Annotated in this window: 13 protein-coding genes and 1 pseudogene; 9 read left to right on the top strand and 5 right to left on the bottom strand. The window is 64.2% G+C overall.

The window, feature by feature from the left end; translation table 11 throughout:
* Positions 1–44 precede the first annotated feature (44 nt).
* A complete protein-coding gene (locus tag DQW77_RS00070) occupies positions 45–488 on the bottom strand; it encodes a MarR family winged helix-turn-helix transcriptional regulator (RefSeq protein WP_113256142.1) in 444 nt (147 codons plus the stop codon).
* Positions 489–554: 66 nt separating this feature from the next.
* Between DQW77_RS00070 and hmgA the strand changes: the two genes are divergently transcribed.
* From hmgA to DQW77_RS00055, 3 genes are read left to right on the top strand one after another with little or no spacing between them, the layout of a single operon-like run.
* Positions 555–1,916 (top strand): homogentisate 1,2-dioxygenase, encoded by a 1,362-nt coding sequence (gene hmgA / locus DQW77_RS00065; protein WP_113256141.1) that lies wholly within the window; start codon positions 555–557, stop codon positions 1,914–1,916.
* Positions 1,913–2,770, top strand: a complete 858-nt coding sequence (locus DQW77_RS00060) for an MBL fold metallo-hydrolase (RefSeq protein ID WP_113256140.1) — start codon at positions 1,913–1,915, stop codon at positions 2,768–2,770. The genes hmgA and DQW77_RS00060 overlap by 4 nt, the downstream gene beginning before the upstream one ends.
* Positions 2,767–3,729 (top strand): fumarylacetoacetate hydrolase family protein, encoded by a 963-nt coding sequence (locus DQW77_RS00055; protein WP_113256139.1) that lies wholly within the window; start codon positions 2,767–2,769, stop codon positions 3,727–3,729. Before DQW77_RS00060 ends, DQW77_RS00055 begins: the two co-directional genes overlap by 4 nt.
* Here the strand turns inward: DQW77_RS00055 and DQW77_RS00050 are convergent.
* Positions 3,726–4,349, bottom strand: coding sequence for a DUF2585 family protein (locus tag DQW77_RS00050; RefSeq protein ID WP_309301299.1), 624 nt, complete (start codon positions 4,347–4,349; stop codon positions 3,726–3,728). The two genes, DQW77_RS00055 and DQW77_RS00050, sit on opposite strands and share 4 nt — an antisense overlap.
* Here DQW77_RS00050 and DQW77_RS00045 point away from each other — a divergent pair.
* Positions 4,343–5,293, top strand: a complete 951-nt coding sequence (locus DQW77_RS00045; protein ID WP_113256138.1) for an MBL fold metallo-hydrolase — start codon at positions 4,343–4,345, stop codon at positions 5,291–5,293. The two genes, DQW77_RS00050 and DQW77_RS00045, sit on opposite strands and share 7 nt — an antisense overlap.
* A 151-nt stretch (positions 5,294–5,444) precedes the next feature.
* Here DQW77_RS00045 and DQW77_RS00040 read toward each other — a convergent pair whose 3' ends face one another.
* On the bottom strand, positions 5,445–6,017 hold the full coding sequence (locus DQW77_RS00040; RefSeq protein ID WP_113256137.1) for an HdeD family acid-resistance protein: 573 nt from the start codon (positions 6,015–6,017) through the stop codon (positions 5,445–5,447).
* Positions 6,018–6,128: 111 nt separating this feature from the next.
* Between DQW77_RS00040 and DQW77_RS00035 the strand changes: the two genes are divergently transcribed.
* Positions 6,129–7,724: an FAD-dependent oxidoreductase gene (locus DQW77_RS00035; protein ID WP_113256136.1), complete on the top strand. Its 1,596-nt coding sequence runs from the start codon at positions 6,129–6,131 to the stop codon at positions 7,722–7,724.
* 3 nt (positions 7,725–7,727) lie between these two features.
* Entirely contained in the window at positions 7,728–7,925 is a 198-nt protein-coding gene (locus DQW77_RS00030) for a DUF2783 domain-containing protein (protein ID WP_113256135.1), read from the top strand.
* A gap of 37 nt (positions 7,926–7,962) precedes the next feature.
* On the opposite strand, the gene DQW77_RS00025 is transcribed toward DQW77_RS00030, so the two are convergent.
* Positions 7,963–8,373 carry a VOC family protein gene (locus DQW77_RS00025; protein ID WP_113256134.1) on the bottom strand — a complete coding sequence of 137 codons (411 nt, stop codon included), beginning with the start codon at positions 8,371–8,373 and terminating at the stop codon, positions 7,963–7,965.
* 83 nt (positions 8,374–8,456) lie between these two features.
* Between DQW77_RS00025 and DQW77_RS00020 the strand changes: the two genes are divergently transcribed.
* The 3 genes from DQW77_RS00020 (at position 8,457) to parE (ending at position 12,195) form a co-directional block, all read left to right on the top strand.
* Positions 8,457–9,230: an aldolase/citrate lyase family protein gene (locus DQW77_RS00020; protein WP_113256133.1), complete on the top strand. Its 774-nt coding sequence runs from the start codon at positions 8,457–8,459 to the stop codon at positions 9,228–9,230.
* Entirely contained in the window at positions 9,220–10,155 is a 936-nt protein-coding gene (locus DQW77_RS00015) for a glucokinase (RefSeq protein ID WP_113256132.1), read from the top strand. Before DQW77_RS00020 ends, DQW77_RS00015 begins: the two co-directional genes overlap by 11 nt.
* An 81-nt stretch (positions 10,156–10,236) precedes the next feature.
* Positions 10,237–12,195, top strand: a complete 1,959-nt coding sequence (gene parE / locus DQW77_RS00010; RefSeq protein ID WP_113256131.1) for a DNA topoisomerase IV subunit B — start codon at positions 10,237–10,239, stop codon at positions 12,193–12,195.
* A gap of 108 nt (positions 12,196–12,303) precedes the next feature.
* Here parE and DQW77_RS00005 read toward each other — a convergent pair.
* Positions 12,304–12,435 (bottom strand): annotated as a pseudogene (locus tag DQW77_RS00005) (IS481 family transposase); the annotation flags it as partial.

Below are 12,435 nucleotides of genomic sequence, written 5' to 3'. Positions count from 1 at the left end.
GTCGGTGCTTTCGCGGTGATTGTAAAGTGGCGCCGTACCGCCGTTCAGGATCGTCCCCGCGTCAGCTGCCGGAGCATGGCGCGCAGCCTCTCCGCCTCTTCGGTGCCCAGATCCCCGACGAGGGCGGCATCATAGTCACGGGCGACGTCCCGAAGATCGTTATAGGCCGCGCGCCCCGCGCCGGTGAGCGCCAACGTCTCGCGCCGCCGGTCACGGCGGTCGCGTGTGCGGCTCAGGAAACGCCGTTGCTCCAGCCGCGCCACCGCGCGGCTGATCTTGGTCTTGTGGATGCCGGCGCGGGCGCCGATTTCCTTTGCGGTCATCCCGCCGAAGAGCCCGAGATGAAAGAGCACTCGCCACTCGGTCCGCAATATGCCGTAGCGTGCCTTGTAGATCGCCTGAAACTCCAGGCTGCTCGCATCCGCTGCGCGGTTGAGCAGATAGGGCAGGAAATCGCGCGGGTCGAAATCATCATCTTGAGAGGTCATTGGCGCCGGCTACAGCTTGTTAGTTACAAATTCAACTGTTAGCTCCGTAGACAAGGAGGACACGCCATGACCACCCATCCCCCGGCACAGGAATCCGTACAGGCAGTGTCCGTGCGGGGCACCCATCCCGGATACATGCCCGGCTTCGGAAACGATTTCGAGACAGAAGCCCTGCCCGGTGCCCTGCCGCAGGGTATGAACAGCCCGCAGAAATGCAATTACGGCCTTTACGGAGAGCAGCTTTCGGGGACGGCCTTCACCGCGCCCAGCCACCAGAACGAGCGCACCTGGTGCTATCGCATCCGCCCCTCGGTCCGGCACTCCTCGCGCTATGCGAGGATTGACCTGCCCTACTGGAAATCCGCACCGCATGTCGATCCGGACGTGATTTCACTGGGCCAGTACCGTTGGGATCCTGTGCCTCATTCGGATCAGCCGCTGACCTGGCTGACGGGGATGCGCACCATGACCACAGCCGGTGACGTGAACACCCAGGTGGGCATGGCGAGCCATATCTATCTGGTGACGGCGTCCATGCAGGACGCCTATTTCTACTCCGCCGACAGCGAGCTTCTGGTTGTCCCCCAGGAGGGGCGGCTGCGGTTCGCCACCGAGTTGGGCGTGATCGACCTTGCCCCGCAGGAAATCGCGGTGATCCCGCGTGGTCTGGTTTACAGGGTGGAGGTCATCGAGGGGCCGGCGCGCGGCTTCGTCTGCGAAAATTACGGCCAGAAATTCGAGCTTCCGGGGCGCGGACCGATCGGTGCCAACTGCATGGCCAACCGGCGTGATTTCAAGACACCGGTCGCCGCCTACGAGGATCGGGACGCGCCCTCTGACGTGACGGTGAAGTGGTGCGGGCAGTTCCACCGTTGCGCAATCGGGCATTCGCCGCTCGACGTGGTGGCATGGCATGGCAATTACGCTCCCTGCAAATACGACATGAGCAATTACTGCCCCGTCGGCGCTATCCTCTTCGATCATCCCGATCCGTCGATCTTCACGGTTCTGACCGCGCCGTCCGGGGTGCCCGGTACGGCCAATATCGATTTCGTGCTGTTCCGGGAACGCTGGATGGTGATGGAGGACACATTCCGCCCCCCCTGGTATCACCGCAACATAATGTCCGAACTGATGGGCAACATCTATGGCCAGTATGACGCCAAGCCGCAGGGCTTTGTTCCCGGGGGCATGAGCCTGCACAACATGATGTTGCCGCACGGCCCCGACCGGGAAGCCTTCGAGAAGGCCGCGAATGCCGAGCTGAAACCGGAGAAGCTCGACAATACCATGTCCTTCATGTTCGAGACCCGGTTTCCCCAGCATCTGACCCGGTTTGCCGCGCAAGAGGCGCCGCTCCAGGATGATTACATCGATTGCTGGGCCGATATTGAGAAGAAATTCGACGGCACGCCGGGTATCAAATGAGCATCCAGAGTGTAACTCTTCTGGGCACCAAGGGTGGTCCGGCCGTGCGCCCCGGCTGGGCGATGCCGACCTCCACGCTGGTGTGCATGGACGGCAAGACAATCCTCGTGGATGCCGGCATCGGTGCGACCGTCGGGTTGACCCGGGCCGGTGTCGCGCTCACCGAGCTTGACGCTGTGGTCATCACCCATCTGCATTCCGATCATTACCTTGAGCTTGGTCCGTTGCTGCATACCGCCTGGACCTCGGGCCTCCGACGGCCGATTCCGATCCATGGCCCCACTGGCACGGCGGACTACTGGGACGGGTTTCGCGCCTCGATGGTCTATGACATCGAGACACGCATCCAGGACGAGGGGCGGCCGGATTTCGATACACTGTTTCCGCTGCACCCGCTGGACGAAAGCCTTGATCTGGAGCTTGGGGGGGTGCGCGTGACGGCGCTGCGCAACCACCACCCGCCGGTGACCGACAGCTTCGCCCTCAGATTCGAGGGGGGCGGCCGGAGCGTCGTGCTTTCGGGGGACACCGCCCTGATCGACGCGATGGCGGGATTCGCGAAAGACGCCGATCTTCTGGTCCACGAGGCGATGCTGACCGACCGCGTGACCGAGAGCATCCGGAAAATGGGCTACGCCGATGACCGGCTGCTCAGGCATGTGCTGCGCAGCCACACGGATGCGGCCGACGCCGCCCGCATCGCCCACCGGGCCGGGGTAGCGGCGCTGGCGCTCAATCATCTCGTGCCGTCGCACGAACCCGGGGTGACGGTGGCCGACTGGCAGGCCGCCGTGGAGCCACATTTCGGCGGGCGGCTTCACGTGGGCGAGGACGGCATGGTGATTGCCCTATGATCTGTGCCACGCTGGACGACGGCACGCCCGACGGGCAGCTTGCCCGCGTGTCGGAAGACCGTACCACATGCCGTATCGCGCCGGGGATGAGCCTGCAGGCGATGCTCGACGGGGCCGAGCCGGCGTGGTCCGGTCCGGAATGTCGCTTCGATCCCGCCGCGTGCCTGTCGCCGCTGCCGCGCGCCTACCAGTTCCTCGATGCCTCGGCCTACGTCAATCATGTCGCGCTGGTGCGCCGCGCGCGCGGGGCCGAGATGCCCGAAAGCTTCTGGCACGACCCACTCATGTATCAGGGCGGCTCGGACGGGTTCCTGGCCCCCACCGCGCCGATCGAGGGCGATCCGGAGTGGGGGATGGATTTCGAGGCCGAGGTGGCGGTGATCACCGGCCCGGTCCGCATGGGCGCCACGCCACGGGAGGCGCGCGACGCGATCCGCCTCGTGATGCTGTGCAACGACGTGTCGCTCAGGGCACTCATCCCCGGCGAGCTGTCCAAGGGATTCGGGTTCGTTCAATCGAAACCGGCCTGCGCCTTCTCGCCGCTGGCGGTGGCGCCTGGCGCCTTGCCGGGCTGGGACGGTGGCCGGCTTCATGGTGCCCTCCGGGTCGACCTCAACGGGATGCCCTTCGGGCGCGCCGATGCGGGGCACGACATGACATTCGATTTTCCCGCGCTCATCAGCCATGCCGCGAAGACGCGGGCGCTTGCGGCCGGCACGATCATCGGCTCGGGCACCGTGTCCAACCGCGACTCGGATGGCGGGCCGGGCAGGCCGGTGGCGCAGGGCGGCGCGGGGTATTCCTGCATCGCCGAACAACGGATGGTGGAAACCCTGCTGTCGGGTAGTCCCTCGACACCGTTCCTCCAGCCGGGAGACCGGATCAGGATATGGATGGAGGACGCTGCCGGCGTTTCCCTTTTTGGCGCCATCGAACAGGAGGTCGCGGCATGGCCCTAACCGCCCATTTGCCAATCCCTGATCGACTCGACAGGCCAGACGACCATCAGCACGTTGAGCGTCAGCCCGTCGCGGATGGCAAGGACGGCCAGCACCTCGAGGCCGATGACGACCGCCACGCTTGCCGGGACCGGTGCCAGACGGGCCAGCCCGAAACCAAGCAACATCGCCACGATGTCGGAGGTGGAATTGAGCACGCTGTCGCCGATGTAATCGACCGAAACAGTCGCATCGCGGTAGCGCCTGATCATCGCGTCGGTATTCTCGAGGATTTCCCAGGCGCATTCCAGCACGGTGGCGATGGTCAGCCGCCAGCCGACGCCGATCCTGCGCGCCGTCAGCCAGAGCGCCGCGTAAAACAGGATTCCGTGCAGGACATGGCTGGGCGTGTACCAGTCCAGAAGCTGCATGTTGGCCTCTTCGCTGCCAACCGTGCCCCAGAGATCGACATGCCCGCAGGGGCACCACGGCGCGCGCCCCATCAACAGAAGAATGAGGACGGTGGCCAGCACCACCGCCGCCGTGACAAAATGAGCAAACCGCCGGTCCCCGATCATCCCGGCAGACAAGCACAGCGCCCCGGCGCTGTCCATTGACGAAAGGAGCACCGCGCATGGCACGGGCCTTTGCCTCAGCAGGCGACATGAGCGAAAAGACCATCAGTTTCACCGAGATCGGAAAGGGCATTCATGCCTTCACCGCCGAGGGTGATCCCAATTCCGGCGTCATCATCGGTGATGACAGCGTCATGGTCATCGAGGCGCAGGCGACGCCGCGACTGGCCGGGAAGGTGATCGAGAAGATCCGCGAGGTCACCGACAAGCCGATCACGCATCTGGCGCTGACCCATTACCACGCCGTTCGTGTTCTGGGTGCGTCGGCCTATGGCGCGGGGCAGGTCATCATGTCGGACACGGCGCGCGCCATGGTTGCCGAGCGCGGGCAAGAAGACTGGGACAGTGAATTCCAGCGATTTCCGCGCCTATTCGAAGGGCATGAGAGTATTCCCGGCCTGACATGGCCGACCACCACCTTCAGCGAAGCGATGACCGTTTACCTGGGCAAGCGCCGGGTCGATCTGATGCACCTCGGACGGGCGCACACGGCGGGAGACATCGTCATCCATGTGCCCGATGAAAACGTGATGTTCACCGGTGACATCGTCGAGTACCATTCCGCATGCTATTGCGGGGACGGGCATTTCGGAGACTGGGGAGACACCCTTGATGCGATAAGGCGGTTCGATGTTGATGCGATCGCGCCGGGGCGGGGCGATGCCCTTGTGGGCCGTGATATGGTCAATGCCGCTATCGAGAATACTCGTGATTTCGTTGACAGCACCTACCGGCCTGCGGCGAGGGTCGCCGCGCGCGGCGGCCCCCTGAAGGACGCGTGGTACGCGGTGCGCGAAGCCTGCGATCCGAAATTCGCCGATTACGCCATCTACGAACACTGCCTGCCGTTCAACGTCGCCCGCGCCCATGACGAGGCGCGCGGCATCGACACGCCGCGGATTTGGACCGCCCAGAGGGACCTGGAAATGTGGGAGCAACTTCAGGGATGAAAAGATGAATCAGCTCCAGGCGCTTCCAGGGCTGATGCCGTTGAAAGGCGCGTGACCGCATGCCCGGCCTCCGGACCAATCATCGGCCCTCCCCGCGCCGCATCTTGATGGTGCCACGACGTGACGATCGGGCCGGGGTGGTCGTAGCGGATCAGCCGTGCCGATGCCGCCAGGCGTTCCAGGCGAGTCCGAGGGTTGCGGCGCCCGACATCGTCAGGTCGATGCCGAGGAGGATACCGAGTATACCGGCCGCCGCTGCGGGAAGCCCCAGAACGATAAGAACGGCAAGCGCAAGCGAGACGGCCCCCGAAGCCAGAAGCCAGCCCCACCCCTCGCGGGGCCGTTCATTCAGGGCCAGCGCAATGCGCAGCCCGCCCATCAGGGCGAACAGCATCGCCACGAGGATCGTAAGCGTCACCAGACCGGCCAGCGGATTGGCGATAAGCGAAATTGCCAGCACCACGAGGGCCAGCCCGAGAGCGCCGGAAAGCCACCTGTCGCCGCTTGTGCCCGCCCGGCCGGTGAACGCCAGCCAGAGCTGCAGCGCCCCGACGATCAGAAACGCGGCGCCGGCCACGAATTCCACCGTCAGGGAGGCGGCAAACGGATTGAGAAAGGCCACGAAACCGCCGACGACCATGAGAAGGCCAAGCAGGGCCAACCCTTTCCAACCAGGACCGAAAAGCTGTTGTTCATCTTCGATTTCATGTGTGGTGGATGTCATGAACCCTCCTTTTATTTTTAAGTTACAGTGTGTTGTGACTTTTCCCAACTGTCGGGACATGACGTGTGAAGCTGGCGGGCAAATGTCAACCGCCCAATCGGACAGGCTGTCATGACCCGGATCTTCGAAACTCCTCTCTATCCCTACGCGCGGTCCCGCGATCAGGATGCGCAAGCCACGATACGCCATCCCGTCATCGTTGCGGGGGCCGGGCCCGTGGGCCTTGCAGCCGCGATCGACCTGGCGCAGCAAGGCGTGCCGGTGGTCGTGCTGGACGAGAACGATCGCGTCTCGCACGGATCGCGCGCCATCTGTTTTTCCAAGCGTACGCTCGAGATCGCCGACCGCCTCGGATTCGGCGAACAACTTGTCCAAAAGGGGGTCCGTTGGAACCTTGGCAAGGTGTTCTTCGGCGATCGCAAGGTTTATGAATTCAACCTTCTGCCCGAGGAGGGGCACCGCCGCCCCGCCTTCATCAATCTTCAGCAGTATCACCTTGAACACGACATGGTATCGCGGTTGCGACAATTGCAGGCGGCGGGTGCGCCGATCGACCTGCGGGGACGCAACCGTGTGACGGCTGTCGTGCCGCATCCCGATCACGTTGTCCTGACCATTGAAACGCCGGAGGGTCCTTATGCGCTTGAGGCGGACTGGCTGATCGCCTGCGACGGGGCCGGATCGCCGGTTCGCGAGATGCTGGGCATGGGCTTCACCGGCCGCGTCTTCGAAGACAATTTCCTGATCGCGGATGTCACCATGCAGGCGGATTTTCCCACCGAACGGTGGTTCTGGTTCGATCCGCCCTTCAACCCCGGCCAGTCCGCGCTTCTTCACAAGCAGCCCGACGGGATCTGGCGTATCGACCTGCAACTCGGACAAAGCATTGACCGCACGCGCGAAACCGAGCCTGAGCGCGTTAAGGCACGACTGCGACAGATGCTTGGCCCGGAGGTGGATTTCGAGCTTGAGTGGGTTTCCATCTACAGCTTTCAGTGCCGTAGGATGGAGCGGTTTCGCGAAGGCCGGGTCATCTTCGCCGGCGACGCGGCCCACCAGGTCAGCCCTTTCGGCGCACGCGGTGCCAATTCCGGCCTCCAGGACACCGACAACCTGTGCTGGAAGATCAAGCTGGTTCTGGATGGCACGGCACCGGAGACGCTTCTGGACAGCTACACGGCCGAACGCATTCAGGCCGCGGACGAGAATATCCTCAACTCGACCCGCTCGACCGACTTCATCGCTCCGAAATCGGCCAACAGCCGCATGTTCCGCGATGCAGTGCTGGACCTGAGTGCGGCGTATCCCTTTGCACGGCCGCTGGTCAATTCGGGACGGCTTTCACTGCCCTGCACGCATGATGACTCACCGATCAACGGCCCTGACGGGTTGGCGGACGGGCCGTCCCGCACCCGCCCCGGAAGCGCCTGTCCCGATGCGCCGCTGGCAAGTGGCGATTACCTGCTTGACCAACTCGGCAACGGGTTCACTTTGATGGGGCTTGCCACGGATGCCCCCGGTATCTCCGGGCTGCGCGTGGTCGATCCCGGGGGACGGATCACACCAGAGCTGCGGGCGCGGTACCTTGGCGACGCGTCCTCGGCACTTTACCTTATCCGGCCCGATCAGCATGTGGCGGCGCGCTGGTCAACGGCGGATGGCGCAACGGTGGAAGCCACGCTGGCGCGCGTGAAAGCAGGAGGATGACCCATGACCGACCTTGTTCTCGAGCCCAATATCGACCGGCCCGATGATCTTTATGCCGATCTTCTGGAAGCGCACGAGGGGCTGGACGAAGCGGCAAGCGCGGCGCTCAATGCGCGGCTTATCCTGGTTCTCGCCAATCACGTAGGCGACCGCGAGCTTTTCCGGGCCGCCCTTGCCGCCGCCCGCAACGCCGGATCCTAGCGCGGCAGCCTGCAAGGGCTGACAAGCGGCGCGGCCTTCAGCCTATCACCTGGTGGACCTCGATAACGTTGCCGTCGGGATCGTAGAAATAAATCTGGTGCCATCCGTTGACCGCGGATGTGCCCCAATCCGAATAGGGCACGCCCCGCGCTTCCAGGTGCGTCTTGAACGCGGCGATGTCGTCACAGCGATAGGCGATATGGCCGCGCGCCACCGGGTTGACGATCTGGCCGGTCCGGAAACCGGCCTCCACGTCCTTGCGCGCCACGTGCAGATGGGTTTTTCCATCGTCCAGAAACGCGACGTCACCGTCATAGACATCCTTGTCGCCGCGCAGGCCGGGCACATCGTCCTGCGCCTGACCGAGCCCCATGACTTCACGGTAGAAGCTGTCCATCTCTTCCACCTTCTCGGTTGAAAGGTTGATATGATGAAGGGTCAGTTTCATGCCTGTCTCCCACGGTCGTGGCTGGACCCCCACTCAACAACACGCTTTAATCCCTGCCAAGACCAAACAGCGAAAGCCGCGCCATGCCCGCACCGGAAAACCGATTCAAGGCCGCCCTCGCCGGAGGCACCGTGCAATACGGATGCTGGGCCGCCTTCGCCGACGCCTATGCGACCGAGGTGCTGTCCACCGCCGGGTTCGACTGGCTGGTGATAGATGGCGAACATGCCCCCAACGACCTGCGCAGCATCATGCATCAGCTTCAGGTGCTGGAGGGCCGCCACAGCGCACCCGTGGTTCGCCTGCCGATGGGCGAGGCATGGGCGATCAAACAGGTGCTCGATGCAGGCGCGCAGACCCTCCTGATCCCGATGGTCGAAAGCGCGGCACAGGCGCAGGATCTGGCCCGTGCCATGCGCTACCCGCCCGAAGGCATCCGCGGATCGGGTGCGGCGCTGGCTCGTGCCTCGCGTTTTTCCGACATCGCCGATTACACCGCAACCGCCAACGATCAGGTCTGCCTTCTGGTGCAGGTCGAAACCCGCGCCGGGATCGGGGCTCTGGACGCGATCCTCGAGGTCGCTGGTGTTGATGGCGTCTTTATCGGGCCGTCGGACCTGGCCGCCGACATGGGGCAGGCGGGCGACAGCGCGCACCCGGAGGTGCAAAGCGCCATCCGCGACGCATTGGCACGGATTGCCGCGTCCGACAAGGCGGCGGGCATCCTTGCCACCGATCACGACACGGCCCTGAAATACCGTGACTGGGGCGCGCGGTTCCTTGCCGTGGGCATCGACGTGGTGATGCTGGCCCGGGCAGCGCGCGAGACCATGGCGCGCTGGAACGATGACGGATGAGCGTCAGCTTGTCGTGGATGCCGGCGGCACCAATACCCGTGTCGGGCTGGCCACAGCGCAAGGGCTGATCCCGCAAGCCGTGCGCAGTTATCCGAACGCCGGTCATCGCGACCTCTCAGGGGTGCTGATGGCTTACCTGGAGGCGCATCCCGGCCCCTTGTCCGCGCTTTGTGCCGCGGTGGCCGGTCCGGTACGGGGCAATCGCGCCAGGCTCACCAACCACGCCTGGACCATCGAAACCACCGATCTGGCGCGGGCCACAGGTGCAGTACACGTCGCGCTGATCAACGATCTTCAGGCGCAGGGGCTTGCCCTGGACGACCTGCCGGAGCACCGCATCACCCCCCTGCGGCCCGGCCTTGCCGCGGCGGGTGGCGCGCGGCTGGTGCTGGGGCTGGGAACCGGGTGCAATGTGGCCGCGATCCATCGGGTGGAGGGGCAACTTTTCGTACCGGCCTCCGAAACGGGACATACCGGGCTTTCTGACCGGCCCGGGCTTCGGGCGCTGTACGATCACCTGCGCGCGGCGCATTCTCACCTGCCCGTCGAGGCGGCGCTTTCAGGGCCGGGGCTGTCCAGCATCCACCGTTGGGTGGCTGGCCGGACCCTGCCGCCGGAGGCGATCCTCGCGGCCCGCGCGGAGGGTGACGGGCAGGCGCGCGAAACACTGCGCGTATTCTCGGATCTGCTGGGCGATCTTGCCGGGAACCTGTGTCTCGCGCACATGGCCACCGGGGGGCTGTTCCTGAGCGGCGGCACCGCCCGGGCGGTCGCCCCGGTATTGGACCGCGCGGCTTTCGAAGCAGCCTTCACGGCGCGAGGCCCCTATGCCGGAATTGTCGGCGACATTCCCGTTGCCCTGATCATCGACGACACGGCGGCCCTGCGCGGCTGTGCCCGCCACCTGCGGCAGCAGACCGCCTGACGCGAGGGTCCGGGGCCACTTCCCCCGCTTCGTGCCCTCTGTCATACTGCCTTCCAATCAACAAAGACGAGGGCAGCGAGCATGACGGACGATCTTCTTCAAGGGAGCGGTCAATCCGAATACGACGCCTCTCATATCGAGGTTCTGGAGGGGCTGGAACCGGTCCGCAAACGCCCCGGCATGTATATCGGCGGCACCGATGACAGGGCACTGCATCACCTCGTGGCCGAAGTTCTCGACAATTCGATGGACGAAGCCGTGGCCGGCCACGCCAACCGGATCGAGGTGGAGCTGCACGATGATCATTCCGTCACCATCCGTGACAACGGCCGCGGAATCCCCATCGAGGAGCACCCGAAATTTCCCGGCAGGTCCGCGCTCGAGGTCATCCTCTGCACGCTTCATGCGGGGGGCAAGTTCTCGGGCAAGGCATATCAGACCTCGGGCGGGCTTCACGGCGTCGGCGCAAGCGTGGTCAACGCCCTTTCCGACCGGATGACCGTGCAGGTGGCGCGCAACCGCGAACTGCATGAACAGAGCTTTTCGCGTGGCAAGCCGCTGGGCCCGATCGAAAAGGTGGGGCAGGCGCCCAACCGCCGTGGCACCACCGTCACCTTCCACCCCGACGAGGAGATCTTCGGCTCCCACCGGTTCAAACCCTCGCGGCTTTTCCATTCGATCCGGTCAAAGGCGTACCTATTTTCCGGGGTCGAGATCCGGTGGAAATCCGCGTTGGAAGATGGCGACACCCCCACCGAGGCCACATTCCATTTTCCCGGCGGACTGGCCGATTACCTGCGTGAGACGATGGCCGGGGCGGCCTCCTACGCCGACAATCCCTTTGCCGGCACCGTCGATTTCCAGGAACGATTCGGCCGGCCCGGCAAGGTGGAATGGGCGATCAACTGGACGCCGTCGCGCGACGGGTTCCTGCAAAGCTACTGCAACACGGTACCCACGCCCGAAGGCGGCACCCATGTGGCCGGCTTCTGGGCGGCGATCCTCAAGGGTATAAAGGCGTATGGCGAACTTGTGAACAACAGGAAGGCGGCGCAGATCACCCGCGAGGATCTTACGGCGGGGGGCTGCGCGCTGGTTTCGTGCTTCATCCGCGAGCCCGAATTCGTGGGTCAGACCAAGGATCGCCTGGCCACTGCCGAGGCTACCAGGCTGGTCGAGAACGCGGTGCGCGACCATTTCGACAACTGGCTGGCCAGCGATACCAAATCCGCCGGCGCGATCCTCGATTTCCTGGTGCTCAGGGCCGAGGAACGGCAAAGGCGCCGCCAGGAGAAGGAGACGCAGCGCAAAACCGCCACCAAGAAGCTGCGCCTGCCCGGCAAACTTGTGGACTGCACCGCCACCAACCGCGCGGGAACCGAGCTTTTCATCGTCGAGGGCGACAGCGCGGGCGGATCGGCCAAGCAGGCGCGCGAACGCAAGACACAGGCGCTGCTGCCGCTCCGGGGCAAGATCCTCAACGTGCTGGGGGCGGCAAGTTCCAAGCTGGGAAGCAACCAGGAGATCAGCGATCTCACCCAGGCGCTTGGTACCGGGCTGGGCACGCGCTTCAACCTTGACGACCTGCGCTACGACAAGGTGATCATCATGACGGATGCGGATGTGGACGGCGCCCATATCGCCTCGCTGCTGATGACCTTCTTCTTTTCGCAGATGCGCCCGATGATCGACGCAGGCCATCTCTACCTCGCCTGCCCGCCGCTCTTTCGCGTGACGCAAGGCGCGAAGCGGGTCTATTGCCTTGATGAGGCCGAGAAGGAGGCCGCCGTCGAGAAGGGACTTGGCGGCAAGGGCAAGGTCGAGGTGAGCCGCTTCAAGGGGCTGGGGGAGATGGACGCCAAGGACCTCAAGGAAACCACGATGGACCCGGCGACCCGCAAACTGATCCGGGTGACCATCGACGAGGACGAACCCGGCGAAACCGGCGACCTGGTGGAACGCCTGATGGGCAAGAAGCCGGAACTGCGCTTCCAGTATATCCAGGAGAATGCTAGGTTTGTTGTGGAGTTGGATGTTTGAGTGAGGATAGACAATCCGGCCTCAACAACTTACAACCTTGAGTAAAGAAGGTGCCGAAACTGAGGGGTAAATAGTTTTATGGCGACGGAAACCGAACATCGTGCGCAGCTAAGTGTCGGATCCCGGAAGGTAGTATGGCCGTTTCCTGAACAGGTCGGGCTTGAGTTTGTGCCAGTCTTTCATCGCCTGCAAGGGCGTCTTGCTGCCCAGGGCTGATTGCGGGAGCTGCTGGTTGTAGAG

Source organism: Roseovarius sp. TE539 (assembly GCF_003298505.1).
In the GTDB taxonomy this organism is placed as follows: Bacteria; Pseudomonadota; Alphaproteobacteria; order Rhodobacterales; family Rhodobacteraceae; genus Roseovarius.
Note: the sequence above shows the minus strand (reverse complement) of the source record. Positions and strands in the feature narration are given on the sequence as shown.

Excerpts from the sequence above, each read along its gene's own strand:
- DQW77_RS00070 (WP_113256142.1), bottom strand. The coding sequence starts at position 488 with ATGACCTCTCAAGATGATGATTTCGACCCGCGCGATTTCCTGCCCTAT.
- hmgA (WP_113256141.1), top strand. The coding sequence starts at position 555 with ATGACCACCCATCCCCCGGCACAGGAATCCGTACAGGCAGTGTCCGTG.
- DQW77_RS00060 (WP_113256140.1), top strand. The coding sequence starts at position 1,913 with ATGAGCATCCAGAGTGTAACTCTTCTGGGCACCAAGGGTGGTCCGGCC.
- DQW77_RS00055 (WP_113256139.1), top strand. The coding sequence starts at position 2,767 with ATGATCTGTGCCACGCTGGACGACGGCACGCCCGACGGGCAGCTTGCC.
- DQW77_RS00045 (WP_113256138.1), top strand. The coding sequence starts at position 4,343 with ATGGCACGGGCCTTTGCCTCAGCAGGCGACATGAGCGAAAAGACCATC.
- DQW77_RS00040 (WP_113256137.1), bottom strand. The coding sequence starts at position 6,017 with ATGACATCCACCACACATGAAATCGAAGATGAACAACAGCTTTTCGGT.
- DQW77_RS00035 (WP_113256136.1), top strand. The coding sequence starts at position 6,129 with ATGACCCGGATCTTCGAAACTCCTCTCTATCCCTACGCGCGGTCCCGC.
- DQW77_RS00030 (WP_113256135.1), top strand. The coding sequence starts at position 7,728 with ATGACCGACCTTGTTCTCGAGCCCAATATCGACCGGCCCGATGATCTT.
- DQW77_RS00025 (WP_113256134.1), bottom strand. The coding sequence starts at position 8,373 with ATGAAACTGACCCTTCATCATATCAACCTTTCAACCGAGAAGGTGGAA.
- DQW77_RS00020 (WP_113256133.1), top strand. The coding sequence starts at position 8,457 with ATGCCCGCACCGGAAAACCGATTCAAGGCCGCCCTCGCCGGAGGCACC.
- DQW77_RS00015 (WP_113256132.1), top strand. The coding sequence starts at position 9,220 with ATGACGGATGAGCGTCAGCTTGTCGTGGATGCCGGCGGCACCAATACC.
- parE (WP_113256131.1), top strand. The coding sequence starts at position 10,237 with ATGACGGACGATCTTCTTCAAGGGAGCGGTCAATCCGAATACGACGCC.